We start from the raw sequence: 19,921 nt of genomic DNA, 5'->3' as shown, positions 1-19,921 counted from the left end.
GGCGCGTATCATACATGAAAAAATCCGCCGGTCCGTCGCCAACTGACCGGCGTATTACGCGTAATGGCTTGAAAACAGCCTGCTGGTGCGACTTATTCGTTGCGCATCAACGGGTAAAGCTCTTTGAGCAATTTGCGTCGGCTGATCACCAACTGCCAGCGATGACCGCCCAGTTGGCGCCACAAGCGTGCCGAACGAATACCGGCCAGGAGCAGGGCGCGGATTTTCGACGCGTTGTTGGGTTGCTGCAGGTTACGCATGTCGCCATGCACCTGGATGCGCTGGCGCAGGGTGCTCAAGGTGTCCTGGTACAGCGCACCACAGGCGGCGATCACGTTTTCGTGGGCCGGGCCGAAGTGTTCTACCTGGGACTGGATCTGCGGCAGGCGCTTGCCGATGGTGTCCAGCAGGTCGTCGCGCTTGGCCAACTGGCGCTCAAGGCCGAGCATCGACAGGGCATAACGTAGCGGCTCGCGCTGCAAAGTACTGGGGTCGCGCTCCAGGGCGCCGATCAGGGCGCGATAGCCTTCACGCAGGGCCAGGTCGTCGCCGCCGTAAACCTCAAGGGTGTCCTTGGGGTCGCGGATCAGCAGGCTGCCGAGCATGCAGGTCAGGCCGGCTTCAGTGACCTGGCCGGTCTTGGCGATCTTGTCCACCAGTACCGCAGCGAGAAAGACACCGCCAAGGGCTGTCAACTGCTCCTGGGTCGGGCTCATGCCGGGTTGCTCCAGGCTTGCGCGACTTCAATCACGCCGCCGCCCAGGCAGATCTCGCCGTCATAGAACACCACGGACTGGCCAGGGGTGACCGCGCGTTGCGGGTCATCGAAGGTGGCACGGTAGCCGGTGGCGGTCTTTTCCAGGGTGCAGGGCTGGTCGCTCTGGCGATAACGCACTTTGGCGGTCAGGCGGCGCGGGGTGCTCAGGTCGATAGGGTTGACCCAATAAATCTCGGAAGCGAGCAGGGCGCCGGAGAACAGCAGCGGGTGCTCGTTGCCCTGGCCGACCACCAGCACGTTGTTTTCCAGGTCTTTGACCAGCACGTACCACGGCTCTTCACCGGCGTCCTTCAAACCGCCAATACCCAGGCCCTGGCGCTGGCCGATGGTGTGGTACATCAGGCCGTGGTGGCGGCCGATCACTTCACCCTCGGTGGTCTTGATCTCGCCCGGTTGCGCCGGCAGGTATTGCTTGAGGAAATCACTGAAGCGCCGCTCGCCGATAAAGCAGATACCGGTGGAATCTTTCTTCTTGGCGGTGGCCAGGCCGTGTTTCTCGGCAATCTTGCGCACTTCGGGTTTTTCCAGCTCGCCGACCGGGAACAGAGTCTTGGCGATCTGTTCACCGCCCACGGCGTGCAGGAAGTAGCTCTGGTCCTTGTTCGGGTCCAGACCCTTGAGCAATTCGGTGCGGCCATCGATATCGCGACGGCGCACGTAGTGGCCGGTAGCTATCAGGTCGGCGCCGAGCATCATGGCGTAGTCGAGGAAGGCCTTGAACTTGATTTCGCGGTTACACAGGATGTCCGGGTTCGGCGTGCGGCCGGCCTTGTATTCGGCCAGGAAGTGCTCGAACACGTTGTCCCAGTACTCGGCGGCGAAGTTGGCGGTGTGCAGCTTGATGCCGATCTTGTCGCACACGGCCTGGGCGTCCGCGAGGTCGTCCATGGCGGTGCAGTATTCGGTTCCATCGTCTTCTTCCCAGTTCTTCATGAACAGGCCTTCCACCTCATAACCCTGCTCCATGAGCAGAACGGCGGAAACGGAAGAGTCCACGCCGCCGGACATGCCGACGATGACGCGCTTCTTTTGTGTGTCAGAAGGGGCTGGATCACGCATAGGGTTTCAACGGGTGTCTTGAAAAAGGACGCGATTCTAGCAGGCCTGGGCCCGCAAGGCTAAAGAGAAGGGCGGATCAATTCGAGACTGTGGCGTTGGCCGGCCAGATAATCATCGATGCAGCGGATAATCAGCTCGCTGCGCCAGTCCTCGCGCAGGGCCATCAACTCGTCACGGGTCAGCCAGCTGGCGCGCAGGATGCCTTCGTCAAGTTGATATTCCGGGTGGTGTTTCAGTGCCTTGGCGATAAAACAGACCCGTTGGTAGGTCACGCCATTGCTCGGGGCGGTATACAGGTAGATGCCGACGATGCCGGTGGCTTCCACGTCCCAGCCGGTTTCTTCCAGGGTTTCGCGCACGGCGGCTTCGGTCAGGGTTTCATTCGGGTCCAGATGGCCGGCGGGCTGGTTGAGCACGGCGCGGCCGCCCTTGAGTTCTTCGACCATCAGGAAGCGGCCGTTGTCTTCGACGATGGTGGCGACGGTGATGTGAGGTTGCCAGGTCATGGGAAGTCTCTTGGGATGCCCCGCGGTCTTCGGGCAGGATTGCGGGCAATGTGGGAGCTGGCTTGCCTGCGATGACGGTCTACCAGCAAGCTATTCAGTAGCTGACCCACCGCTATCGCAGGCAAGCCAGCTCCCACATTCTATTGGGTTTCTTCAGTTAAATCGGTGGCAGTCCGAAACAGAAACCCCGGCACTGGGCCGGGGCTTCTTCGCATCCTTACAACCTTACTTCAACTTGGCAATCGCCGCATTGAGCGTGCTGCTCGGGCGCATGGCTTTGCTGGTCAGCTCAGGGTTCGGCGCGTAGTAGCCGCCGATGTCCACTGGCTTGCCCTGTACGGCGTTGAGTTCGGCAACGATGGTTGCTTCGTTCTCGGCCAGGGTTTTGGCCAGTTCGCCAAACTGCGCTTGCAGTGCAGTGTCTTCTGTCTGGGCGGCCAGGGCTTGTGCCCAGTACAGCGCCAGGTAGAAGTGGCTGCCGCGGTTGTCGATGTTGCCGACTTTGCGCGATGGCGACTTGTTGTTGTCCAGGAACTGGCCGGTGGCCTGGTCCAGGGTCTTGGACAGTACCAGGGCTTTCGGGTTGTTGTACGTCACACCCAAATGCTCAAGGGACGCAGCCAGGGCCAGGAACTCGCCCAGGGAATCCCAGCGCAGGAAGTTTTCTTCCAGCAGTTGCTGCACGTGCTTGGGAGCCGAACCGCCAGCGCCGGTTTCGAACAGGCCACCGCCATTCATCAGCGGCACGATCGACAGCATCTTGGCGCTGGTGCCCAGTTCCATGATCGGGAACAGGTCGGTCAGGTAGTCGCGCAGTACGTTGCCGGTCACCGAGATGGTGTCCAGGCCCTTGCGGGTGCGCTCCAGGGTGAACTTCATCGCATCGACCGGGGCCATGATGCGGATGTCCAGGCCTTCGGTGTTGTGGTCTTTCAGGTAAGTCTGAACTTTCTCGACCACTACGCCATCGTGGGCGCGCTGGGGGTCCAGCCAGAAGATGGCTGGGGTGTTGCTGGCGCGGGCACGGTTGACGGCGAGCTTGACCCAGTCCTGGATCGGAGCGTCTTTGGTCTGGCACATGCGGAAGATGTCGCCAGCTTCGACGTTCTGTTCCATCAGCAGGTTGCCCTGGCTGTCGGTGACGCGGACAACGCCGTCAGCCTTGATCTGGAAGGTCTTGTCGTGGGAACCGTACTCTTCGGCTTTCTTGGCCATCAGGCCAACGTTTGGCACGCTGCCCATGGTGGTCGGGTCGAAGGCGCCATTGGCCTTGCAGTCTTCGATGACCGCCTGGTAGATGGTGGCGTAGCAGCGATCCGGGATCACAGCCTTGGTGTCGTGCAACTGGCCGTCGGTGCCCCACATCTTGCCGGAGTCACGGATCATCGCTGGCATCGAGGCGTCGACGATGACGTCGCTTGGCACGTGCAGGTTGGTGATGCCTTTGTCGGAGTTGACCATCGCCAGGGCAGGGCGAACGGCGTAGACCGCCTGGATGTCGGCTTCGATCTGCGCTTGCTGGTCGGCCGGCAGGGCCTTGATGCGAGCGTACAAGTCGCCAATGCCGTTGTTCAGGTTGAAGCCGATCTGTTCCAGCACGGTCGCGTGCTTGGCCAGGGCGTCTTTATAAAACTCGGCAACGATCTGGCCGAACATGATCGGGTCGGAGACCTTCATCATGGTGGCTTTCAAGTGAACCGACAGCAGCACGCCTTGCTTCTTGGCGTCTTCGATTTCAGCGGCAATGAAGCTGCGCAGGGCTTTCTTGCTCAGCACGGCGGTGTCGATGATTTCGCCGGCCTGAACGCTGGTCTTTTCCTTCAGGACGGTGGTGGTGCCGTCCTTTGCAACCAGCGCAATTTTGACCGCGTCAGCGGTTTCGATCTGCACGGCTTTTTCGCTGCCGTAGAAGTCGCCGTTGTTCATGTGGGCAATGTGCGACTTGGAGTCGGCAGCCCAGGCGCCCATCTTGTGCGGGTGCTTGCGTGCATAGTTCTTGACCGACAGCGGTGCGCGACGGTCGGAGTTGCCTTCGCGCAGTACCGGGTTCACGGCGCTGCCCTTGACCTTGTCGTAACGTGCACGGGTTTCTTTTTCCGCGTCGGTGGTTACGGTTTCAGGGTAGTCCGGCAGGGCGTAGCCCTGGGCCTGCAGTTCCTTGATCGCGGCTTGCAGCTGCGGGGTCGAGGCGCTGATGTTGGGAAGCTTGATGATATTGGCTTCAGGCGTAACGGCCAGGTCGCCCAGTTCGGCGAGGTGGTCCGGGATGGCCTTGGTGCCCAGTTGCTCGGGGAAGCTTGCGAGGATGCGCCCGGCGAGGGAAATGTCGCGGGTTTCCACGGCAATATCAGCGGAAGCGGTGAAGGCCTCTACGATAGGCAGCAGTGAATAGGTGGCGAGGGCTGGGGCTTCGTCGGTGAAGGTGTAGATGATCTTCGAGCGGGTGGGCATATTCGGATTAACTCTCTTCTTTGCTGAAAGCGTGCGCAGAAACTCGAGATGCGCCGGGTAGAGCGCGTTCGTTCAAAGTCATCCATGAGCGAAATGTCGAGGTTTCTTCGCGGTGATGTTGGTTTGCATCAGTCGAGCGTCAAGCGGGTGGGCTATGGTAATAGTCCGGCTTTCTGGCGAAAGGCTACGTGCTAGAGCGGTCCGCCGTCGTGACTCTTTGGTCAGCGGCGGCATTATACATAGGTCGCTATGCTTACGCTGAGCCTTCATACAAAAGGGGGCTCGTCCATTGGTCTAAAGGTCGCAGGTGCGTGGGGTGGTGAGATGTGCTCAAGATTGGCGCTTTTCCCTTTGCTTTCAGGCTTGTAGGCCACCAAATGTGCTGTTTTCGGTGCAAATGAGCATGGCGTGAGGTTTCAGTCGCCATTTATCTGGAGTAGGCTCGAACGCAGCCAGATGTTCAATCCATAGATGGAGTTCAGCATGGGATACAAGAAGATTCAGGTTCCGGCAGTCGGCGACAAAATCACCGTCAATGCAGACCATTCTCTCAATGTTCCTGACCAACCGATCATCCCCTACATCGAAGGTGACGGTATTGGCGTCGACATCAGCCCGGTGATGATCAAGGTGGTCGATGCCGCTGTTGAAAAGGCTTACGGCGGCAAGCGCAAAATCTCCTGGATGGAGGTGTACGCTGGTGAAAAGGCCACTCAAGTCTACGACCAGGATACGTGGCTTCCCCAGGAAACCCTGGATGCGGTCAAGGATTACGTGGTGTCCATCAAGGGCCCGCTGACAACGCCGGTGGGTGGCGGTATCCGCTCGCTGAACGTGGCCCTGCGCCAGCAACTTGACCTGTACGTGTGCCTGCGCCCGGTGCGCTGGTTTGAAGGCGTGCCCAGCCCGGTGAAAAAGCCTGGCGACGTGGACATGACCATCTTCCGTGAGAACTCCGAGGATATTTACGCGGGCATCGAGTGGAAGGCCGGTTCGCCGGAAGCGATCAAGGTGATCAAGTTCCTCAAGGAAGAAATGGGCGTGACCAAGATCCGTTTCGACCAGGATTGCGGGATTGGCGTCAAGCCGGTCTCCAAAGAGGGCACCAAGCGCCTGGCGCGCAAGGCCTTGCAGTATGTGGTGGATAACGACCGCGACTCGCTGACCATCGTGCACAAAGGCAACATCATGAAGTTCACCGAGGGTGCCTTCAAGGAGTGGGCCTATGAGGTGGCGGCTGAAGAGTTCGGTGCGACCTTGCTCGATGGCGGGCCGTGGATGCAGTTCAAGAACCCCAAGACCGGCAAGAATGTAGTGGTCAAAGATGCTATTGCCGACGCCATGCTCCAGCAGATCCTGCTGCGCCCGGCCGAATATGACGTGATCGCGACCCTCAACCTCAATGGTGATTACCTGTCCGACGCCCTGGCGGCGGAAGTGGGCGGTATCGGTATTGCGCCGGGGGCCAACCTGTCGGACACCGTGGCAATGTTTGAAGCCACCCACGGCACTGCGCCTAAATATGCGGGCAAGGATCAGGTCAACCCTGGTTCATTGATCCTGTCGGCGGAAATGATGCTGCGGCATATGGGTTGGGTCGAGGCGGCGGATCTGATTATCAAGGGCACCAATGGCGCGATTTCGGCCAAGACCGTGACCTATGACTTCGAGCGTCTGATGGATGGCGCTACGTTGCTGTCGTCGTCGGGCTTTGGTGACGCGTTGATCAAGCATATGTAAACAGGTAGACAAAACCGGCCGCCCTGATGATTCGGGGCGGCCGGTTTGCTTTCAGTGCTTTGTTCAGAAGCTGGTCAGGCCTGCTTGCTTTTCTTGTCTTGATTTGTGACCGTGCGCCGCGCCGTTTTCTACAGCGGGCGTGGTGGTGATGCCTTTGATATTCACCGCATGCAAGCCCTTTGGGCCCTGGGTAATGTCAAAGGATACCGGTTGACCCGCCTTCAGCGTTTTGTACCCATCCGCCTGGATCGCTGAGAAATGCGCAAAAAGGTCTTCTTGCTTGCCGTCTTCATTAATGAAGCCGTAACCCTTGGAATTGTTGAACCACTTGACCTTACCACTAGCCATTCCCTTATCCCTCTGCACCAGACTCCATCACTGGAGTATCATCCTGTCTATCCGTCCTAACCCGAATAAATAAGGTTGACTGCGCGGACCTTTTTTACCCACTGTGGGCTCTATTTGTTGTAACACCGTTTCGCCGATAGTCAAGGTGACCCAAGAGTCAGAGTTGAAATTCTGACAGGTCGCCCCCACCACTGTAATTGAACCACTGACGAACCTTTCTTTCCCATGCATGCAAACAGCCAGATTCGACTAACATTCAATCAGGATCGCCCGGATCAGGAACATGACGACGACGGTTCTGCAGGCATTGCTGTTCAGGAGGCCAAGCCTGCTTTACAGGCGCCGCCGATGTACAAGGTGGTTTTGTTCAATGATGACTACACACCGATGGATTTCGTCGTCGAAGTGCTCGAGGTGTTTTTTAACCTGAACCGCGAGTTGGCGACCAAGGTAATGCTGGCCGTTCACACAGAAGGACGGGCAGTATGTGGAGTGTTTACCCGCGACATCGCCGAGACAAAGGCCATGCAGGTCAACCAGTACGCCAGGGAAAGCCAGCATCCGCTACTCTGTGAAATCGAGAAGGACGGTTAACGCCGACCACTTGGGTATGAGGTGAAGCTATGTTAAACCGCGAGCTCGAAGTCACCCTCAATCTTGCCTTCAAGGAGGCTCGTTCGAAGCGTCATGAATTCATGACCGTCGAACACCTGCTGTTGGCACTTTTGGATAACGAAGCTGCCGCCACCGTTCTACGTGCGTGCGGCGCCAACCTCGACAAGCTCAAGCATGACCTGCAGGAGTTTATCGACTCCACCACGCCACTGATCCCCGTGCATGACGAGGACCGCGAAACCCAGCCAACCCTGGGGTTCCAGCGGGTATTGCAGCGTGCTGTGTTCCACGTACAGAGCTCCGGTAAGCGTGAAGTCACGGGCGCGAACGTGCTTGTGGCAATTTTCAGCGAACAGGAAAGCCAGGCCGTGTTCCTGCTCAAGCAGCAGAGCGTTGCCCGTATTGATGTAGTCAATTACATCGCCCACGGTATCTCTAAAGTGCCTGGGCACGGCGATCATTCCGAGGGTGAGCAGGATATGCAGGACGAGGAGGGCGGTGAGTCTTCTTCTTCGAGCAATCCGCTGGATGCCTATGCCAGCAACCTCAATGAAATGGCGCGCCAGGGGCGGATCGATCCGCTGGTGGGGCGTGAGCATGAGGTTGAGCGTGTAGCGCAGATCCTTGCGCGTCGTCGCAAGAACAACCCGTTGCTGGTGGGCGAGGCGGGCGTGGGTAAGACCGCGATTGCCGAAGGCCTGGCCAAGCGCATTGTCGACAACCAGGTGCCAGACCTGCTGGCCAGCAGTGTCGTCTATTCCCTTGACCTGGGCGCGTTGCTCGCCGGGACCAAGTACCGTGGCGATTTCGAGAAACGCTTCAAGGCGTTGCTCGGTGAGTTGAAAAAACGTCCACAGGCCATCCTGTTCATCGACGAGATCCATACCATCATTGGCGCCGGTGCAGCTTCCGGTGGGGTGATGGACGCTTCCAACCTGCTCAAGCCACTGCTGTCCTCGGGTGATATCCGTTGCATTGGTTCGACCACGTTCCAGGAATTCCGCGGCATCTTCGAAAAAGACCGTGCCCTGGCGCGTCGCTTCCAGAAAGTCGACGTGTCCGAGCCGTCGGTTGAAGACACCATCGGTATCCTGCGCGGGCTCAAGGGGCGTTTTGAAGCGCACCATGGCATCGAATACACCGATGAGGCCTTGCGTGCGGCGGCTGAGCTGGCGTCGCGCTACATCAATGACCGGCATATGCCTGACAAGGCCATCGATGTGATCGACGAAGCGGGTGCCTATCAGCGCCTGCAGCCGGTCGAGAAGCGCGTGAAGCGCATCGACGTGCCTCAAGTCGAGGACATCGTGGCCAAGATCGCGCGGATTCCGCCAAAACACGTCACCAGCTCCGACAAGGAGTTGCTGCGTAACCTGGAGCGCGACCTCAAGCTCACTGTGTTTGGCCAGGATGCGGCCATCGACTCGCTGTCCACGGCGATCAAGTTGTCGCGTGCTGGCCTCAAGTCGCCGGACAAGCCAGTCGGTTCGTTCCTGTTCGCAGGCCCGACCGGCGTCGGCAAGACCGAGGCGGCTCGCCAGCTGGCCAAGGCCATGGGCATCGAACTGGTCCGTTTCGACATGTCCGAGTACATGGAGCGCCACACTGTGTCGCGCTTGATCGGTGCGCCTCCGGGCTATGTCGGCTTCGACCAGGGCGGCCTGTTGACCGAGGCGATCACCAAGCAGCCACATTGCGTATTGCTGCTCGATGAAATCGAAAAGGCTCACCCGGAAGTCTTCAACCTGCTATTGCAGGTCATGGACCACGGGACCCTGACCGATAACAACGGGCGCAAGGCAGACTTCCGCAACGTGATCGTGATCATGACCACCAACGCCGGTGCCGAAACCGCGGCGCGGGCTTCGATCGGCTTTACGCATCAGGATCACTCCTCCGATGCCATGGAAGTCATCAAGAAGAGCTTCACGCCGGAGTTCCGCAACCGCCTGGACACCATTATCCAGTTTGGTCGCCTCAGCCATGAGGTCATCAAAAGCGTGGTGGACAAGTTCCTCACCGAGCTTCAAGCGCAGTTGGAAGACAAGCGCGTGCAGCTGGATGTGACGGAAGCGGCCCGCAGTTGGATCGCAGAGGGCGGCTACGATGCGGCAATGGGCGCACGCCCAATGGCGCGTCTGATCCAGGACAAGATCAAGCGGCCATTGGCCGAAGAGATCCTGTTCGGCGAACTCTCCGACCATGGTGGGGTGGTACACATCGACCTGAAGGACGGCGAGCTGACCTTCGAGTTCGAGACCACGGCTGAAATGGCCTGATCGTTAGCTGCAACATTGCAAAAGGCGCCGAAAGGCGCCTTTTTGCTGCCTGAAATACGATTACGAGACAATGACGGTCAACTGTGGGAGCTGGCTTGCCTGCGATGACGGTCCTTCAGTCGCACATCGTTAACTGGCCCACCGCTATCGCAGGCAAGCCAGCTCCCACAGGGTCAAGTGGCGACTGTTAAATCCTGCGCACACAAAAACGCCCGGCATAACCGGGCGTTTTGTATTGACTTGCTTAGCGAGCGCGGTAAGTGATGCGCCCTTTGCTCAAGTCATAGGGCGTCAGCTCGACGCGCACTTTGTCACCGGTAAGAATACGAATGTAGTTCTTGCGCATCTTGCCGGAGATATGCGCGGTTACGACGTGCCCATTTTCCAACTCCACACGAAACATGGTGTTGGGCAGGGTGTCGACGACAGTGCCTTCCATTTCGAAGCTGTCTTCTTTCGACATGCAGTAAAGCCCTCGGTATCCAGTGAATGGCCCGGTGCAACTGCGCCAGGCAAAAGCGGCGTGCATTGTGCCCGAAAAAGGGTGTTCAAGCCAAGGGGTTCTAGTTAAGCGTGACCCATCTTTGATTAATCAGCAGCTCAATGGGCCGATATTGGGTCTTGTAGTTCATCTTTTTGCAGTTCTTGATCCAGTATCCGAGGTACACCGCTTCCAGCTCCAGGCGCAGCGCTTCGCCTATTTGCCAGAGGATGGCGAAGCGCCCGAGGCTGCGGCGTTCTTCGGTCGGTTCATAGAAGGTGTACACGGCCGAGAGGCCGTTGGGCAGTAGGTCGGTCACCGCTACGGCCAGCAGGCGGCCATCGAGGCGGAACTCGTAGAAGCGCGAAAAAGGCAAGTCACGCACCAGGAATGTGGAAAACTGGTCGCGGCTGGGCGGATACATATCGCCGTCGGCATGACGCTGCTCGATATAGCGTTGGTAGAGATCGAAATATTCTTCGCTGTATTGGGGTTTGGTGGCGTGTACTGTCAGGTCAGCGTTGCGCTTGAGAATGCGTTTCTGATTACGGTCGGGCGAAAACTGCGCAACCGGGATACGCGCAGGCACGCACGCGTTGCAGTTCTGGCAATGGGGGCGATACAGGTGATCGCCGCTGCGCCGGAAGCCCATCTCGGACAGGTCGGCATACACATGCACGTCCATGGGCTGGCTGGGATCGAGGAACAGCGTGGTGGCCTGCTCGTCGGGCAGATAGCTGCATGAGTGGGCTTGAGTGGCATAGAACTTCAAGCGCGCCAGCTCGGTCATGATCAACCCTCGGGATAAGCTTTGAAATAAGTGTAAGCCACGTGCGCGAAAGTCGCCTAGGAAACCCACGGCCCGGCGTTGGGTTGGTCCAGATGTTTATGCAGGACATCAGCGAAGACGCTGCGGGGTATGCCGCGGGCGCCCAGGCTGTGCAGGTGATCGTTGGGCATCTGGCAATCGATCAGCACAAATCCCCAGGCTTGCAGTTGCCGGGTCAGCGTGGCGAAGCCGAATTTGGAGGCGTTGTCGGCGCGGCTGAACATGGACTCGCCAAAAAACAACTGGCCCATCGCCAGGCCATAAAGGCCACCTACCAGTTCGCCCTGGTCCCAGACCTCGACGGAATGCGCATAGCCGCGTTGGTGCAGCTCCAGATAAGCCTTCTGGATACCTTCGGTGATCCAGGTGCCATCGGCGTAGGCCCGGGGCGCGGCGCAGGCTTGGATGACGGCGGCGAAATCCTGGTCGAAGGTCACGGTATAGCGCTGCTGGCGCAATAATTTGCCCAGGCTGCGGGAAACATGCAGCTCGTCGGGGAAAATCACCGTGCGCGGGTCTGGCGACCACCAGAGGATAGGCTGGCCTTCGGAGAACCAGGGGAAGCAGCCATGGCGGTAGGCCTGGATCAGTCGTTCGGCCGACAGGTCGCCACCGGCGGCGAGCAGGCCGTTGGGTTCGCGCATGGCCTTGGCCAAGGGAGGGAACGTCAGGGTGTCGCGTTGTAACCAGGTCAGCATGGCATCCAGGCTTAGGGAAGGGGAGGGGAGTGGCAGGTCATGCACCTGCACCGCAAGCGTTGATTATTGACGACCCTGCGCCATGGGGCCAGCCCGAATAGGCGATTGACGAGGATTAGCATGAACGGGTGTTTTTGCAACTCTGTACACAGGGTGTGGTCGTAATCGGGTCTGGCGCATGCCGGCCATTTGCCAAGCTTGCCTGGATTGCTAAATACAGCTCATAAGCCTTTGTCAGCAAAGGCAATGCATGCTCAAATTGTGCGTGCAGTCGGGTGAAGGGCAAGTGTGTGGCATCGCGCACGCAAACCCGTACAATGCGGCCATTGTGGCGTTATCGCCATTTCACCTATCCGTCACCGGGTGTTAAAAGTAGATTCAGCAACATTCGTTCATTTTTCAACTGTTCCGGATAGAACAGTCGTGTGTAGTCATTCAACAGATGGACGCGCTAAAGGCGCAGGAATAGACCCGTTTTGAAGAAATCCGCCGCAGCACCTAAAGCAGCAGTCGTACCGGCCTGGCGCCAGCACCTGCATTACCGACTCAAGGAAGGCGCACTGATTGCCATCGGTGCGCTGTGCCTGTTCCTGATGATGGCCTTGCTGACCTATGGCAAGGACGATCCGGGCTGGAGCCATAACAGCAAGATCGATGACGTGCAGAATTTCGGCGGCCCTGTAGGTTCCTACAGCGCCGATATCCTCTTCATGATCCTGGGTTACTTTGCCTACATTTTCCCGCTGTTGCTGGCGATCAAGACCTGGCAGATCTTCCGCCAGCGTCACGAGCCGTGGCAGTGGAGCGGCTGGCTGTTCTCCTGGCGCCTGATCGGCCTGGTGTTCCTGGTGCTGTCGGGCGCTGCGCTGGCGCATATCCACTTCCATGCCCCGACCGGTCTGCCGGCGGGCGCGGGCGGGGCCCTGGGTGAAAGCCTTGGCGACCTGGCGCGCAGGACCCTGAATATCCAGGGCAGCACCCTGATGTTCATCGCGCTGTTCCTGTTCGGCCTCACGGTATTCACCGACCTGTCATGGTTCAAGGTGATGGACGTGACCGGCAAGATCACCCTCGACCTGTTCGAATTGTTCCAGGGCGCCGCCAACCGCTGGTGGGCCGCCCGTGTCGAGCGCAAGCAAATGGTGGCGCAGCTGCGTGAGGTCGACACCCGTGTCAACGAGGTGGTGGCCCCAAGCACGCCGGATCGGCGCGAGCAAGCCAAGGTCAAGGAGCGCTTGATCGAGCGCGAGCAGGCCCTGAGCAAGCACATGTCGGACCGTGAAAAGCAGGTGCCGCCCGTGATCGCCCCGGCACCGCCCAAGGCGCCGGAGCCCAGCCATCGCGTGCAAAAAGAGAAGCAGGCACCGCTGTTCATCGACAGCGCCGTCGAAGGCACCTTGCCGCCGATCTCGATTCTGGACCCGGCCGAAAAGAAACAACTCAACTATTCCCCCGAATCCCTGGCGGCCGTCGGCCACCTGCTGGAAATCAAGCTCAAGGAATTCGGCGTCGAAGTGTCGGTGGACTCGATCCATCCGGGCCCGGTGATCACCCGTTACGAAATCCAACCGGCCGCCGGGGTAAAAGTCAGCCGCATTTCCAACCTGGCCAAAGACTTGGCACGTTCCCTGGCCGTGACCAGCGTGCGCGTGGTGGAAGTGATCCCGGGCAAGACCACCGTGGGTATCGAGATTCCCAACGAAGACCGCCAGATCGTGCGCTTCTCCGAAGTGCTGTCGACGCCGGAATACGACAACTTCAAATCGCCGGTCACCCTGGCGCTCGGCCATGACATCGGCGGCAAGCCGGTGATTACCGACCTGGCGAAAATGCCGCACTTGCTGGTAGCCGGTACCACTGGTTCCGGTAAGTCGGTGGGTGTGAACGCCATGATCCTGTCGATCCTGTTCAAGTCCGGGCCGGATGACGCCAAGCTGATCATGATCGACCCGAAGATGCTGGAACTGTCGATCTACGAAGGCATCCCGCACCTGCTGTGCCCGGTGGTCACCGACATGAAGGACGCCGCCAACGCCCTGCGCTGGAGCGTTGCCGAGATGGAGCGCCGCTACAAGCTCATGGCGAAGATGGGCGTGCGTAACCTGTCGGGCTTCAATGCCAAGGTCAAGGAAGCCCAGGACGCCGGCACACCGCTGACCGACCCGCTGTACAAGCGCGAAAGTATTCACGATGAAGCACCACTGCTGACCAAGCTGCCGACCATCGTGGTGGTGGTCGATGAATTTGCCGACATGATGATGATCGTCGGCAAGAAGGTTGAAGAGCTGATCGCCCGTATCGCCCAGAAGGCACGGGCGGCGGGTATCCACTTGATCCTCGCGACACAGCGGCCGTCGGTGGACGTGATCACCGGCCTGATCAAGGCCAACATTCCGACCCGCATGGCGTTCCAGGTCTCCAGCAAGATCGACTCGCGCACCATCATTGACCAGGGTGGCGCCGAGCAACTGCTGGGCCACGGTGACATGCTCTACATGCCGCCGGGCACCAGCCTGCCGATTCGCGTTCACGGCGCCTTTGTTTCCGATGACGAAGTCCACCGTGTGGTCGAAGCCTGGAAACTGCGCGGCGCGCCCGAGTACAACGACGACATCCTCAACGGCGTCGAAGAAGCCGGCAGCGGCTTTGAAAATGGCGGCGGTGGCGGTGATGACGATGCCGAGACCGACGCTTTGTATGACGAAGCCGTGGCCTTCGTACTGGAAAGCCGCCGTGCGTCGATCTCCGCGGTGCAGCGCAAGCTGAAAATCGGCTACAACCGTGCCGCCCGCATGATCGAAGCCATGGAAATGGCCGGCGTCGTGACCGCAATGAACACCAATGGCTCGCGTGAAGTCATCGCCCCCGGGCAGATGCGCGACTGATTCCGCGCCGCGTGGCAACACGCGGCGTGCCCTGACTACTCAATGAGGACTCCCATGCGCTTTATCCGCATGCTGTTGTTGCCAGCCTTGGCCCTGACCGCTGTTTCGGCTCACGCTGACCCGGCTTCCGTCGCCAGCCTGAAGAACCTGTTGGACAAATCCCAGACCCTCACCGCGCGCTTCTCCCAGCTGACCCTGGATGCCGGCGGCACCCAGTTGCAGGAAACAGCCGGTGAAATGGCCGTGCAGCGCCCAGGGCTGTTCTACTGGCATACCGAAGGCAAGGCGGAGCAGACCATCGTTTCCGACGGCCAGAAAGTCACGCTGTGGGACCCGGACCTGGAACAGGCGACCATCAAGAAGCTCGATCCGCGCCTGAACCAGACCCCGGCACTGCTGCTGTCGGGTGATGTGTCGAAAATCAACGACAGCTTCGACATCACCTCCAAGCAGACCAGCAACGTCATCGAGTTCACCCTCAAGCCAAAATCCAAGGACACGTTGTTTGACACGCTGTCCCTGTCGTTCGGCAACGGCGTGATCAACAACATGCGCCTGGTCGACAGCGTCGGCCAGCGCACCGATATCCTGTTCTCCGGGGTCAAGGCCAACCAGCCGGTGCCCGCGTCCAAGTTCAAGTTCGACATCCCCAAGGGTGCCGACGTGATCCAGGAATAAACTGCCCAGAGGTTTCAAACGCTGCCCATGGATCTGTTTCGAAGTGACCCGATTGCCCAGCCGTTGGCCGCGCGCTTGCGTTCGACCAACCTGGATGAGTACGTCGGTCAGGAACACCTGCTCGCTCGGGGCAAGCCCTTGCGCGAAGCCCTGGAGCAGGGTGCGCTGCATTCGATGATTTTCTGGGGGCCGCCGGGCGTGGGCAAGACCACCCTGGCGCGGTTGCTGGCGAAGGTCTCGGATGCGCACTTTGAAACGGTCTCGGCGGTGCTCGCCGGGGTCAAGGAGATCCGCCAGGCGGTGGAAGTCGCCAAGCAGCAGGCCGGGCAATACGGTAAACGCACTATCCTGTTCGTCGACGAAGTGCATCGCTTCAACAAGTCGCAGCAGGATGCGTTCCTGCCTTATGTCGAGGACGGTACGCTGATCTTTATCGGCGCCACCACCGAAAACCCTTCCTTTGAATTGAACAACGCCTTGTTGTCACGGGCGCGGGTCTATGTGCTCAAGAGTCTGGATGAAGCGGCGATGCGAAAGCTGCTGCACCGAGCCTTGAGCGAAGACAAGGGGCTGGGCAAGCGCCAGCTGAGCCTCAGCGATGAAGGTTTCAAGATTTTGCTGACCGCCGCCGATGGCGACGGGCGCCGCTTTCTCAACTTGCTGGAGAATGCTTCCGACCTGGCCGAAGACGGCGGCGAGATTGGCGTCGACCTGTTGCAAAGCTTGCTCGGTGACACACGCCGGCGTTTCGACAAGGGCGGCGAAGCCTTCTACGACCAGATTTCCGCGCTGCACAAATCCGTACGCGGTTCCAACCCTGATGGCGCGCTGTATTGGTTTGCGCGCATGATCGATGGCGGTTGCGACCCGCTGTACCTGGCGCGTCGGGTGGTGCGCATGGCCAGCGAAGACATCGGCAATGCCGACCCGCGGGCCCTGAGCCTGTGCCTGGCCGCCTGGGAGGTGCAGGAGCGCCTCGGCAGTCCGGAAGGCGAGTTGGCGGTCGCCCAGGCCATCACTTACCTGGCCTGCGCGCCCAAAAGCAACGCAGTGTACATGGGCTTCAAGTCGGCCCTGCGTGCGGCCGCCGAGCATGGTTCCCTCGAAGTGCCGCTGCACCTGCGCAACGCGCCGACCAAGCTGATGAAGCAGCTGGGGTATGGCGACGAATACCGTTATGCCCACGATGAGCCGGACGCCTACGCGGCCGGCGAAGACTACTTCCCCGATGAGCTGGAGCCGCAGCCGTTCTACCAGCCAGTGCCCCGTGGCCTGGAGCTGAAGATCGGTGAGAAGCTCAACCACCTGGCCACCCTCGACCGTCTGAGCCCCAGGCAGCGGAGAAAAACATGATTCCTTTGGTGATCGCCGTCTCGGCGGGAGGTATCGCCGGTACACTGCTGCGCTTCGCCACCGGCAATTGGATCAACGCCAATTGGCCGAAACACTTCTATACGGCGACGCTCGCCGTTAATATCGTGGGCTGCCTGTTGATCGGCGTGTTATACGGCCTGTTTTTGTTACGCCCGGAAGTGCCTGTCGAGGTACGTGCCGGCCTGATGGTTGGCTTTCTTGGCGGCCTGACGACTTTTTCATCCTTTTCACTGGATACCGTGCGCCTGCTGGAAAGCGGGCAAGTGCCGCTGGCGATTGGCTATGCGGCCATCAGCGTATTCGGCGGGCTGCTCGCCACCTGGGCTGGCCTGTTCTTGACCAAACTTTGATAACGAGAGACCGACATGCTCGATTCCAAACTGTTACGTAGCAACCTTCAGGACGTAGCGGACCGCCTGGCATCCCGTGGCTTTGCCTTGGATGTTGCGCGCATCGAAGCGCTGGAAGAACAGCGCAAGACCGTCCAGACCCGCACCGAAGCACTGCAGGCTGAACGTAATGCGCGCTCCAAGTCCATCGGCCAGGCCAAGCAGCGCGGTGAAGACATCGCGCCGTTGATGGCGGATGTCGAGCGCATGGGCACTGAGCTGTCCGATGGCAAAATCGAGCTGGAAGGCATTCAGACCCAATTGGATTCGATCCTGCTGGGCATTCCGAACCTGCCCCACGAATCTGTGCCGGTCGGCGAAGATGAAGAAGGCAACGTCGAAGTGCGCCGCTGGGGCACGCCGAAAGCCTTCGATTTCGAGATCAAGGACCACGTCGCCTTGGGCGAATTGACCGGTGGCCTGGATTTTGAAACCGCGGCAAAAATGTCCGGCGCACGCTTTGCCTTGCTGCGCGGCCCGATTGCGCGCATGCACCGTGCACTGGCGCAGTTCATGATCAACCTGCACACCGGCGAACACGGTTATGAAGAGGCCTACACCCCGTACCTGGTTCAGGCGCCGGCGTTGATGGGCACCAGCCAACTGCCGAAATTCGAAGAAGACCTGTTCAAGATCAGCCGCGACGGCGAAGCCGACCTGTACCTGATCCCGACCGCCGAAGTGTCGCTGACCAATATCGTCGCCGGCGAAATCCTCGACGCCAAGCAACTGCCGTTGAAGCTGGTTGCTCACAGCCCGTGCTTCCGTAGCGAAGCCGGCGCGTCGGGTCGCGACACCCGTGGCATGATCCGCCAGCATCAGTTCGACAAGGTTGAAATGGTCCAGGTAGTAGAGCCGTCGACCTCCATGGAAGCCCTGGAAGGCCTGACTGCCAACGCCGAGCGTGTGCTGCAGTTGCTGGAGCTGCCTTACCGCGTACTGGCCCTGTGCACGGGCGACATGGGCTTCAGCGCCGTGAAAACCTACGACCTGGAAGTGTGGGTGCCGAGCCAGGACAAATACCGCGAGATTTCGTCGTGCTCCAACTGCGGTGACTTCCAGGCCCGTCGCATGCAGGCGCGTTTCCGCAACCCGGAAACCGGCAAGCCGGAGCTGGTGCACACCCTCAACGGTTCGGGCCTGGCCGTAGGCCGTACCCTGGTGGCCGTGCTGGAAAACTACCAGCAGGCGGACGGTTCGATCCGTGTACCTGAGGTGCTCAAGCCTTACATGGCGGGCGTTGAGGTCATCCGCTAAATGGAATTTCTGCCGCTGTTTCATAACCTGCGCGGCAGCCGTGTGTTGGTCGTCGGTGGTGGGGAGATTGCCTTGCGCAAATCCCGGCTGCTGGCCGACGCCGGCGCGGTGTTGCGGGTGGTTGCTCCCCAGATCGAAAGCCAGCTGCGTGAGCTGGTGCTGGGCAGTGGCGGGGAACTGATGTTGCGCGGTTATCAGGAGGCCGACCTGGACGGTTGCACCCTGATTATCGCAGCCACCGACGATGAGCCACTGAATGCGCAAGTATCCAGTGATGCCAAGCGTCGCTGCGTGCCGGTCAATGTGGTGGACGCGCCAGCGTTGTGCAGCGTGATCTTCCCGGCAATTGTCGACCGTTCACCCTTGGTGATTGCCGTCTCCAGCGGCGGTGACGCGCCGGTACTGGCACGGCTGATCCGCGCCAAGCTGGAAACCTGGATTCCCTCGACCTACGGTCAATTGGCTGGGCTGGCCGCGCGTTTTCGGGCTCAGGTCAAAGGTTTGTACCCGGATGTGCAGCAACGCCGGGCGTTCTGGGAAGAAGTGTTCCAGGGCCCGATTGCCGACCGCCAGTTGGCCGGGCAGGGCGAGGAGGCCGAGCGCCTGTTGATCGAAAAGGTCAATGGCGCGCCGCCTTACGCGCCCGGTGAGGTGTACCTGGTGGGTGCGGGCCCAGGCGACCCGGATTTGCTGACCTTCCGCGCATTGCGCCTGATGCAGCAAGCCGACGTGGTGCTGTACGACCGTTTGGTTGCGCCGGCGATTTTGGAACTGTGCCGTCGTGATGCCGAGCGCGTGTACGTCGGCAAGCGTCGCGCCGATCACGCGGTGCCCCAGGACCAGATCAACCAGCAACTGGTAGACCTGGCCAAGCAAGGCAAGCGCGTGCTGCGCCTCAAGGGGGGGGACCCGTTCATCTTTGGTCGTGGTGGCGAAGAGATCGAAGAGTTGGCGGCCCACGGCATCCCGTTCCAGGTAGTGCCGGGTATTACGGCAGCCAGTGGTTGCGCGGCCTATGCCGGGATTCCGCTGACTCATCGCGACTATGCCCAATCTGTACGTTTTATTACCGGGCACTTGAAGAACGGTACCTCGGACTTGCCTTGGCAAGACCTGGTCGGCCCCTCACAGACCCTGGTGTTCTACATGGGCTTGATTGGCTTGCCTATCATTTGCGAGCAGTTGATCAAGCACGGGCGCGCGTCGGACACCCCAGCGGCGCTGATCCAGCAGGGCACCACGTCCAACCAGCGCGTGTTCACCGGCACCCTGGCCGACCTGCCGCGCATGGTGGCGGAGCATGAGGTGCATGCGCCGACATTAGTGATCGTCGGTGAAGTGGTGGTACTGCGTGAGAAGCTCAAGTGGTTCGAGGGCGCTCAATCCCAAGTCTGAACCGGCTCTTGTGGCGAGGGAGGTTGGTCCCGGTGGGAGGGGGAGCGCCCCCCAAATTTTGGGGGCGCCACGCAGCCCAACGGGGGGAAGCTCCCTCGCCCCGTCTCTTATTAACAACTTCCAGCCCACGAGAACACGGAAAAAAAATCGGATGCCGTC

17 protein-coding genes are annotated in these 19,921 nt (G+C 59.9%); 9 read left to right on the top strand and 8 right to left on the bottom strand.

Annotated elements, in window-relative coordinates; all coding sequences use genetic code 11:
• Positions 1–92: 92 nt before the first annotated feature.
• The 4 genes from hflD to GIW79_RS19885 form a co-directional block, all read right to left on the bottom strand.
• Entirely contained in the window at positions 93–716 is a 624-nt protein-coding gene (gene hflD / locus GIW79_RS19900; RefSeq protein WP_003192101.1) for a high frequency lysogenization protein HflD, read from the bottom strand.
• The gene (gene mnmA / locus GIW79_RS19895; protein WP_034127883.1) at positions 713–1,837 is read right to left on the bottom strand and encodes a tRNA 2-thiouridine(34) synthase MnmA; all 1,125 of its coding nucleotides are present in this window, start codon (positions 1,835–1,837) and stop codon (positions 713–715) included. The genes hflD and mnmA overlap by 4 nt, the downstream gene beginning before the upstream one ends.
• A 59-nt stretch (positions 1,838–1,896) precedes the next feature.
• Complete coding sequence (locus tag GIW79_RS19890) at positions 1,897–2,343, bottom strand: NUDIX hydrolase (protein WP_054899043.1); 447 nt, start codon at positions 2,341–2,343, stop codon at positions 1,897–1,899.
• Positions 2,344–2,568: 225 nt separating this feature from the next.
• Entirely contained in the window at positions 2,569–4,794 is a 2,226-nt protein-coding gene (locus tag GIW79_RS19885; RefSeq protein WP_127880704.1) for an NADP-dependent isocitrate dehydrogenase, read from the bottom strand.
• A gap of 483 nt (positions 4,795–5,277) precedes the next feature.
• Here GIW79_RS19885 and icd point away from each other — a divergent pair, with 483 nt between their 5' ends.
• Positions 5,278–6,534 (top strand): NADP-dependent isocitrate dehydrogenase, encoded by a 1,257-nt coding sequence (icd, locus tag GIW79_RS19880; protein ID WP_089042248.1) that lies wholly within the window; start codon positions 5,278–5,280, stop codon positions 6,532–6,534.
• Positions 6,535–6,597: 63 nt separating this feature from the next.
• Here icd and cspD read toward each other — a convergent pair whose 3' ends face one another.
• On the bottom strand, positions 6,598–6,882 hold the full coding sequence (gene cspD, locus GIW79_RS19875) for a cold shock domain-containing protein CspD (protein ID WP_089042249.1): 285 nt from the start codon (positions 6,880–6,882) through the stop codon (positions 6,598–6,600).
• A 225-nt stretch (positions 6,883–7,107) separates the two neighbouring features.
• Here cspD and clpS point away from each other — a divergent pair, with 225 nt between their 5' ends.
• Entirely contained in the window at positions 7,108–7,476 is a 369-nt protein-coding gene (clpS, locus tag GIW79_RS19870; protein WP_005789091.1) for an ATP-dependent Clp protease adapter ClpS, read from the top strand.
• A 29-nt stretch (positions 7,477–7,505) separates the two neighbouring features.
• Positions 7,506–9,776 (top strand): ATP-dependent Clp protease ATP-binding subunit ClpA, encoded by a 2,271-nt coding sequence (gene clpA, locus GIW79_RS19865; RefSeq protein ID WP_003192090.1) that lies wholly within the window; start codon positions 7,506–7,508, stop codon positions 9,774–9,776.
• 244 nt (positions 9,777–10,020) lie between these two features.
• Here the strand turns inward: clpA and infA are convergent, their stop codons facing one another.
• The 3 genes from infA to aat all read right to left on the bottom strand — a co-directional run bounded on the left by infA (position 10,021) and on the right by aat (position 11,784).
• On the bottom strand, positions 10,021–10,239 hold the full coding sequence (gene infA / locus GIW79_RS19860; RefSeq protein ID WP_002553999.1) for a translation initiation factor IF-1: 219 nt from the start codon (positions 10,237–10,239) through the stop codon (positions 10,021–10,023).
• Positions 10,240–10,339: 100 nt separating this feature from the next.
• Positions 10,340–11,047 (bottom strand): arginyltransferase, encoded by a 708-nt coding sequence (locus GIW79_RS19855; protein ID WP_003192088.1) that lies wholly within the window; start codon positions 11,045–11,047, stop codon positions 10,340–10,342.
• Positions 11,048–11,103: 56 nt separating this feature from the next.
• Positions 11,104–11,784, bottom strand: a complete 681-nt coding sequence (aat, locus tag GIW79_RS19850) for a leucyl/phenylalanyl-tRNA--protein transferase (protein ID WP_089042250.1) — start codon at positions 11,782–11,784, stop codon at positions 11,104–11,106.
• A gap of 476 nt (positions 11,785–12,260) precedes the next feature.
• Here aat and ftsK point away from each other — a divergent pair, with 476 nt between their 5' ends.
• The 6 genes from ftsK to cysG are packed head-to-tail and all read left to right on the top strand — an operon-like array spanning position 12,261 to position 19,762.
• The gene (ftsK, locus tag GIW79_RS19845; protein WP_032896677.1) at positions 12,261–14,669 is read left to right on the top strand and encodes a DNA translocase FtsK; all 2,409 of its coding nucleotides are present in this window, start codon (positions 12,261–12,263) and stop codon (positions 14,667–14,669) included.
• Positions 14,670–14,723: 54 nt separating this feature from the next.
• On the top strand, positions 14,724–15,347 hold the full coding sequence (gene lolA, locus GIW79_RS19840) for an outer membrane lipoprotein chaperone LolA (protein ID WP_003174700.1): 624 nt from the start codon (positions 14,724–14,726) through the stop codon (positions 15,345–15,347).
• 27 nt (positions 15,348–15,374) lie between these two features.
• Positions 15,375–16,700 carry a replication-associated recombination protein A gene (locus GIW79_RS19835; protein WP_034127878.1) on the top strand — a complete coding sequence of 442 codons (1,326 nt, stop codon included), beginning with the start codon at positions 15,375–15,377 and terminating at the stop codon, positions 16,698–16,700.
• A complete protein-coding gene (gene crcB, locus GIW79_RS19830; protein ID WP_236454346.1) occupies positions 16,697–17,071 on the top strand; it encodes a fluoride efflux transporter CrcB in 375 nt (124 codons plus the stop codon). Before GIW79_RS19835 ends, crcB begins: the two co-directional genes overlap by 4 nt.
• A gap of 15 nt (positions 17,072–17,086) precedes the next feature.
• The gene (gene serS, locus GIW79_RS19825) at positions 17,087–18,367 is read left to right on the top strand and encodes a serine--tRNA ligase (protein WP_034127876.1); all 1,281 of its coding nucleotides are present in this window, start codon (positions 17,087–17,089) and stop codon (positions 18,365–18,367) included.
• On the top strand, positions 18,368–19,762 hold the full coding sequence (cysG, locus tag GIW79_RS19820; protein ID WP_054898296.1) for a siroheme synthase CysG: 1,395 nt from the start codon (positions 18,368–18,370) through the stop codon (positions 19,760–19,762). It abuts the gene before it with no gap.
• Positions 19,763–19,921: the final 159 nt, after the last annotated feature.

It is taken from the genome of Pseudomonas sp. PA-7-1E, assembly GCF_021605325.1.
GTDB lineage: Bacteria > Pseudomonadota > Gammaproteobacteria > Pseudomonadales > Pseudomonadaceae > Aquipseudomonas > Aquipseudomonas fluorescens_BV.
Note: the sequence above shows the minus strand (reverse complement) of the source record. Positions and strands in the feature narration are given on the sequence as shown.

Coding starts and splice junctions, on each gene's coding strand:
- GIW79_RS19835 (WP_034127878.1), top strand. CDS start 15,375: ATGGATCTGTTTCGAAGTGACCCGATTGCCCAGCCGTTGGCCGCGCGC.
- serS (WP_034127876.1), top strand. CDS start 17,087: ATGCTCGATTCCAAACTGTTACGTAGCAACCTTCAGGACGTAGCGGAC.
- clpS (WP_005789091.1), top strand. CDS start 7,108: ATGCATGCAAACAGCCAGATTCGACTAACATTCAATCAGGATCGCCCG.
- GIW79_RS19885 (WP_127880704.1), bottom strand. CDS start 4,794: ATGCCCACCCGCTCGAAGATCATCTACACCTTCACCGACGAAGCCCCA.
- cysG (WP_054898296.1), top strand. CDS start 18,368: ATGGAATTTCTGCCGCTGTTTCATAACCTGCGCGGCAGCCGTGTGTTG.
- mnmA (WP_034127883.1), bottom strand. CDS start 1,837: ATGCGTGATCCAGCCCCTTCTGACACACAAAAGAAGCGCGTCATCGTC.
- hflD (WP_003192101.1), bottom strand. CDS start 716: ATGAGCCCGACCCAGGAGCAGTTGACAGCCCTTGGCGGTGTCTTTCTC.
- GIW79_RS19855 (WP_003192088.1), bottom strand. CDS start 11,047: ATGACCGAGCTGGCGCGCTTGAAGTTCTATGCCACTCAAGCCCACTCA.
- icd (WP_089042248.1), top strand. CDS start 5,278: ATGGGATACAAGAAGATTCAGGTTCCGGCAGTCGGCGACAAAATCACC.
- clpA (WP_003192090.1), top strand. CDS start 7,506: ATGTTAAACCGCGAGCTCGAAGTCACCCTCAATCTTGCCTTCAAGGAG.
- cspD (WP_089042249.1), bottom strand. CDS start 6,882: ATGGCTAGTGGTAAGGTCAAGTGGTTCAACAATTCCAAGGGTTACGGC.
- infA (WP_002553999.1), bottom strand. CDS start 10,239: ATGTCGAAAGAAGACAGCTTCGAAATGGAAGGCACTGTCGTCGACACC.
- GIW79_RS19890 (WP_054899043.1), bottom strand. CDS start 2,343: ATGACCTGGCAACCTCACATCACCGTCGCCACCATCGTCGAAGACAAC.
- crcB (WP_236454346.1), top strand. CDS start 16,697: ATGATTCCTTTGGTGATCGCCGTCTCGGCGGGAGGTATCGCCGGTACA.
- aat (WP_089042250.1), bottom strand. CDS start 11,784: ATGCTGACCTGGTTACAACGCGACACCCTGACGTTCCCTCCCTTGGCC.
- lolA (WP_003174700.1), top strand. CDS start 14,724: ATGCGCTTTATCCGCATGCTGTTGTTGCCAGCCTTGGCCCTGACCGCT.